This is a genomic window from Mycobacterium sp., from assembly GCF_032162105.1.
In the GTDB taxonomy this organism is placed as follows: domain Bacteria; phylum Actinomycetota; class Actinomycetes; order Mycobacteriales; family Mycobacteriaceae; genus Mycobacterium.
Genome location: NZ_JAVRPS010000729.1, coordinates 1 through 5,399, shown reverse-complemented (window position 1 = coordinate 5,399; position 5,399 = coordinate 1). Strand labels below are relative to the sequence as shown.

General features: G+C 66.8%; 5 protein-coding genes and 1 pseudogene. 2 read left to right on the top strand and 4 right to left on the bottom strand.

All coding sequences use genetic code 11. The features are described from left to right. Positions 1–373, bottom strand: a pseudogene (locus QOC69_RS36795) (sulfatase-like hydrolase/transferase); the annotation flags it as partial. A 170-nt stretch (positions 374–543) separates the two neighbouring features. On the opposite strand from QOC69_RS36795, the gene QOC69_RS36790 reads away from it, so the two are divergent. Together QOC69_RS36790 and QOC69_RS36785 are read left to right on the top strand one after the other, a co-directional pair. Then, positions 544–1,095, top strand: coding sequence for a DUF5994 family protein (locus QOC69_RS36790; protein ID WP_526447899.1), 552 nt, complete (start codon positions 544–546; stop codon positions 1,093–1,095). Then, positions 1,092–2,726 (top strand): long-chain-fatty-acid--CoA ligase, encoded by a 1,635-nt coding sequence (locus QOC69_RS36785; protein WP_526447897.1) that lies wholly within the window; start codon positions 1,092–1,094, stop codon positions 2,724–2,726. Before QOC69_RS36790 ends, QOC69_RS36785 begins: the two co-directional genes overlap by 4 nt. A 1-nt stretch (position 2,727) precedes the next feature. Here the strand turns inward: QOC69_RS36785 and QOC69_RS36780 are convergent, their stop codons facing one another. From QOC69_RS36780 to QOC69_RS36770, 3 genes are all read right to left on the bottom strand, one after another. Further along, the gene (locus tag QOC69_RS36780; RefSeq protein WP_526447895.1) at positions 2,728–3,546 is read right to left on the bottom strand and encodes a FadR/GntR family transcriptional regulator; all 819 of its coding nucleotides are present in this window, start codon (positions 3,544–3,546) and stop codon (positions 2,728–2,730) included. Between the two features lie 170 nt (positions 3,547–3,716). Continuing rightward, entirely contained in the window at positions 3,717–5,204 is a 1,488-nt protein-coding gene (locus QOC69_RS36775) for an MFS transporter (protein WP_526447893.1), read from the bottom strand. 6 nt (positions 5,205–5,210) lie between these two features. Then, positions 5,211–5,399, bottom strand: a 189-nt coding sequence (locus QOC69_RS36770; RefSeq protein WP_526447891.1) for a heme-binding protein, incomplete at its 5' end; no start/stop codon positions are given.

Sequence of the window (5,399 nt, the reverse complement as noted above, 5' to 3'; positions counted from 1 at the left end):
TCGAACCCGTGCACCGTCGGCAGGAACTTGTTCAGATCGCCGAAGTGGTTCTTGCCGAACTGGCCGGTGGCGTAGCCCAGCGGTTTGAGCAGTTCGGCGATGGTCGGGTCCTCGGCCGCCCAGCCGATGTCGACGCCGGGCACGCCGACCTTGCTCATGCCGGTGCGATAAACGCTCTGACCGCTGATGAAGGCGGCACGGCCGGCGGTGCAACTCTGCTCGCCGTAGGAATCAGTGAAGCGCATGCCCTCGGCGGCGATGCGGTCGATGTTGGGCGTGTGGTAGCCCATCATGCCGTCGCTGTAACAACTCAGGTTCGAGATGCCGATGTCATCCCCCAGATGACCAGAATGTTGGGTTTTCCGTTCGGCACGGTGGACTCCTTCCGCTCACGCGTCCGGACTTGATGCTAGGAGCTGGTGTCGACCATCAAATGCTTTTCACGCCAAACCAATACGACACCAATAGGATTACGATGCGGACCCGGTTGCCAGCTACGCGGCGGGTGAAGACCTTCAAGGTCAAGGCAGTGGTCTAGTCTCAATGGATCGTAGGTTCCTCGCGTGCCCGCAACCTCGGTTACCGTCTGCGATTGCTCTGATAGCGACGGGAGCACCGTTCATGGTGCCAATTTCCTCTCCTCGCACGAAAGCGCCGCGCCTAGCGTTTTGCAGCAGGTCGCCGGCGCGGGGCAGCGTAGACGGCGCGTGGTGGCCCAGCAGCACCGACCTTGGCGCTGAACTGCCCGATGTGTTGGCCGTTCTCGGCTCGAGGATCGGTGAGGTCCGCCGCGTGGTCTACGACCCGAGCATTTGGCCGGCGACGCCGTCGCGAATCATCCGCAGGGGCGTTGCGATCTCCGTCGATCCCTACACGTTGGTGACCAGCGAGACCATCTACCTGATCGGCACGCACTCTCGGGACGCCGTGCTCTTCGTCGTTCCGCCGTCGTGCGCCGTCGCGGTCGTGGATCGCGTCCTTGGCGCCGTCTCGGAAGCCACGGGCCCGATGAATGCGTACGTGCTGCGGCACCTGCTCGGACACTTCGCCCAGAGCGCGAAAGAGTCGGCCGGCGCCGTCAGGAAGGCTCGGTGAGCCGGTTCTGCGATGTGATGTACGAGAACGCCCGTGCCAGCACCAGGGGCATGGTCACCGGCGAGCCGCATGCACCCGTCCGGCACAGCTGGGGTGAGGTGCATCGGCAGGCCCGCAGGGTCGCGGGCGGGCTCGCCGCCGCAGGCATCGGTCACGGTGATGCCGTGGCGGTGCTGGCAGGGGCACCGGTGGAGATCGCCCCCACCGCACAGGGCGTCTGGATGCGCGGTGCCAGCCTGACGATGCTGCATCAGCCCACGCCCCGGACCGACCTCGTGTTCTGGGCGACCGAGACCGGCAGGGTGGTCGACGCGCTGGGGGCCGCTGCGGTGATCGTCTCCGATCCGTTCATGGCCGCCGCGCCGGTGCTGGCCGAACGGGGTGTCAAGGTGCTCGTCATCGCCGATCTGTTGGCGTCCGAGGCCATCGACCCGTTGGACACCGACGAGGACGACATCGCGTTGCTGCAGTTGACCTCCGGTTCCACCGGCCCACCGAAGGCGGTGCGGATCACCTTTCGCAACTTGGCGTCCAACGCTGACGCGATGTTCGTTGGTGCCGAATACGACCTGGACACCGATGTCATCGTGAGCTGGCTGCCGCTGTTTCACGACATGGGCATGACGGGGTTCCTGGTCGTGCCGATGTACTTCGGCGCCGAGCTGGTCAAGGTCACGCCGATGGACTTCATGCAAGACACCCTGCTGTGGGCCAAGCTGATCGACAAGTACAAGGGCACCATGACTGCGGCGCCCAACTTCGCCTACGCCGTGCTGGCGAAGCGGCTGCGCAAGCAGCAGCCTGGCCAGTTCGACCTGTCCAGCTTGCGGTGGGCGCTGTCCGGGGCCGAACAGGTCGAGCCCGCCGTCGTCGAGGACCTGTGCGACGCCGGTGCGCCGTTCGGGCTGCGGCGGGAGGCGATCCTGCCGGCGTACGGCATGGCCGAGACGACGGTGGCGGTGTCGTTCTCCGAGTGCGGCACCGGCCTGGTGATCGACGAGGTAGACGCCGACATGCTGGCCGTCCTGCATCGCGCCGTGCCAGCGACGACGGGCAACATACGTCGGCTCGCCACTCTCGGCCCCGTGCTGGCCGGACTGCAGGCCAGGGTCGTCGACGAGGACGCCAATGAGCTGCCCACCCGCGGCGTCGGGGTGATCCAGGTGCGCGGTGAGCCCGTTTCGCCTGGCTACACGACGTTGGCCGGTTTCGTCTCGTCGCAGGACGGGCAGGGGTGGTATGACACCGGCGACCTGGGCTACCTGACGGAGAAGGCGCACATCGTGGTGTGCGGGCGGGTCAAGGACGTCATCATCATGGCCGGCCGCAACGTCTACCCCACCGACATCGAGCGGGCGGCCGCGCGGGTCGCCGGGGTGCGGCCGGGGTGTGCCGTGGCGGTGCGCCTGAACGCCGGTCACCGGCGGGAGACGTTCGCCGTCGCCGTGGAGTCGAACGCCTTCGAAGACCGCGGGGATGCGCGTCGGATTCGGCGTGCCGTCGCTCACGAGGTGTTCTCGGAGGTCGACGTCCGGCCGCGCAACGTGGTGGTGCTCGCCCCGGGGACCATCCCGAAGACGCCGTCGGGCAAGCTACGCCGGGCGCACGCCCTGTCGCTGGTCGGCGTCTAGATCAGGAATCACGCCGGCCGGTAGGGGGTGAGCCAACGCTGACGTTGGTGCCCAACCAGGAGGACAAGAAGGCGGACAGGCCGGGATCGGTTTTAGCGAGTTGCTTGGCGCGGGGCAGTGCCCGGGTGCGTTCGATGACACTACGGTGATACGCGCGCACATGGTCGGCGGCGGCCGCAGCGTCGTGGCGGGCGACCGCGTCCACGATGTCGATTCTCGCGTCGTACATCGAACCCGCCACGCGGCCGAAACCACCGCGTTCACCGCCGGACAACTCGACTGCCATCCCAATCTGGATCTCGGTGATCGCCTTGGACAACGCGGCCAGCAGCGGGTTATGCGAGATCGAGGACAAAGTAGCGAAGAACTCGCACAACGCGGCGGCGCTGGATGCCACGTCGGTCGTGTCCGCTGTCCGCTCGGCCGCCGCACGCAGCCGTCCGATGTCGTCGTCGGAGGCTTGGTCGACGGCGAGCTCGGCCGCGTAGGCGTTGAGGGCACCGAGCAGGCCGAGGACGTTGCCGGCCCGCATCTTCTCGAACTGTACGACCGAGGCGATCGACATGCGCAGCAGCGCATCGCCGTTGGCGACAACGGTGGTGCGGCTGCCATTGCGGGTGTTGAGCAGTCCCATCGCGGCTAGTACGCGGATGGCCTCGCGGACGGTCGGAGCGCTGACGTCGTATTGGGCGGCCAGTTCACGCTCGGACGGGAGTCGCGCACCGTCCGCCAGCTCGCCGGTGAGGATCTGGCGCCGTAGATCCGCCACAATCTGGTCGGCGACTCGGCCGCGGTACAACCGCTCTGCTGGTCGCGACACGGTTACCTCCTACGTGCTCGGCCCAGTCGGGTTCGAGAGCACAGTTCCCTCACAGGGTATCCACTTGGGCGAGAACCTACCAAGTAGGCGCCGTGGCGAGGAAAACGCCGACCGCACCAGCGACCATGTCACCGCTACACGAATTGGGACGAGACCTCTCGTGGCAGAGGTCATTGCTGGGATTCAAACTGATGCCTGGTTGTGCCGGCTTCATGTGTGGGTGTCGGTTGGGCCGTGGTTGGTCCTGATCGGAATACCTCGGTCAGGCCGATGAGCGTAGCGGTGGCGAATAGCAGTATCGGTGCGGCTAGGCCGTAGCCGATAGCACCGTGGAAGTCGTCGGTGCTGCCGGCTGCGTAGAAGTACAGGGAGGTCGCTGTCGCGACGCCGAGAGCGGTGGTGATGCGTTGACTGGTTTCGTAAACGCCGGTGGCGGCGCCGCCGTCGGTGTGGCGGACCTCCTTCAGCGACAGGGTTTGGTTGGCGGTGATGAACAGGCCGCAGCCGATCCCGGCGACCAGCAGCGGTGCGGCGATCGCCAGCGCGGGGTACGCCCCGGTCCACAGATATGCGGTCACTGCGACGGCGGTGACGGCGACCGTGGCGACGGTGCCGCCGATGACGAGGATCCAGCGGCCGGAGCGGTCCGCCCGACGGCCGCTGACGAGAGAGCCGACGGTGGACCCGAGGGAGAAGATCAGCATGGCGAACGCCGCCTGCAATGCGGTGTATTTCAGGCCTTGCTGCAGGTACATGATCATGACAACGACAGTGCTGGTAAACCCGGCAAAGAACACCGTCGAGATGAGGACGCCGACGGAGAAGCTGCGTACCCGCAGCAGCGACATCGCGATCACCGGTTCGTCACCGCGGGCGTCGAGGCGGCGTTCCCACCAGACGAACAGCGCAAGCCAGAACACGCCGAGCCCGAGCAGCCACCACCGGGGCTGTTCTCTGTTCGAGGACATCTGCATGATCGGCAGCAAGATGCACACGAATCCGAGGCCGAGCAGCGTGGTGCCTGCCAGGTCCAGTCGATGTGACGCGGTGCGGGGCGGGTCGGGCGGCAACACCCGTTGGCTGGCGGCGAGGGCTGCCAGCGCCACCAGCGCCGTCGAGGCAAGCGCCAGCCGCCAGCCGAGTTGTGTTCCGTAGACGGACAGAAGTGCGCCGCCCAGTAGTGGTCCGGTGGCGGTGGACAGGCTGACGGTCGCGCCGAAGTAACCGAAGACCCTGCTTCGTTGGGAACCACGGAACATGCTCTGGATCATGCCCATGGTCTGCGGCGCCAGTAGGCCGCCTGCGAGGCCGTGCAGCAGTCGACCTGCCACCAGGACGGCGGCGTTGGGTGCGACGGCGCAGACCACGGCGGTGATCGCGAACAACCACAGGCCGAGGACGAATAGGCGGCGGCGTCCGTAGATGTCGCCCAACCGGCCTGCGGGGATCATCGCCAGGCCGGACACCAGGGACGGGCCTGCGATGACCAGGGTGGTGGCGGTCGGGGTGAGATGGAGGGTCTCCTGCATCGCAGGCAGCGAGACTTTCACCATGCTGACGTCGAGCAGAGACATGCAGACAGTGGCCAGGAAGATCATCACCGACCGACGTTGAGTGCGCTCGGGGATCGCGGGCAGGGTGTCGATCGGTTTCGGCACGAGCGGTCAGCCGACGTCGGCGATGAGGCCGACGCTTTCGATCCCGGCGGTGGCAGCCGCTTCGTCGTTGTCGGGCCGGTCGCCGCTGACACCGACCGCACCGAGCAGGGTGCCATCCGAATCGCGGATCAAGACGCCGCCTCGGGACGAAGCCATGCGTCCGCCCGAGATGGCGGCCAGTGCGGTGAAGAAGGT

What these genes read in the sequence shown, in the direction of transcription:
- QOC69_RS36790 (WP_526447899.1), top strand. Translation starts at nt 544, where the DNA reads ATGGATCGTAGGTTCCTCGCGTGCCCGCAACCTCGGTTACCGTCTGCG.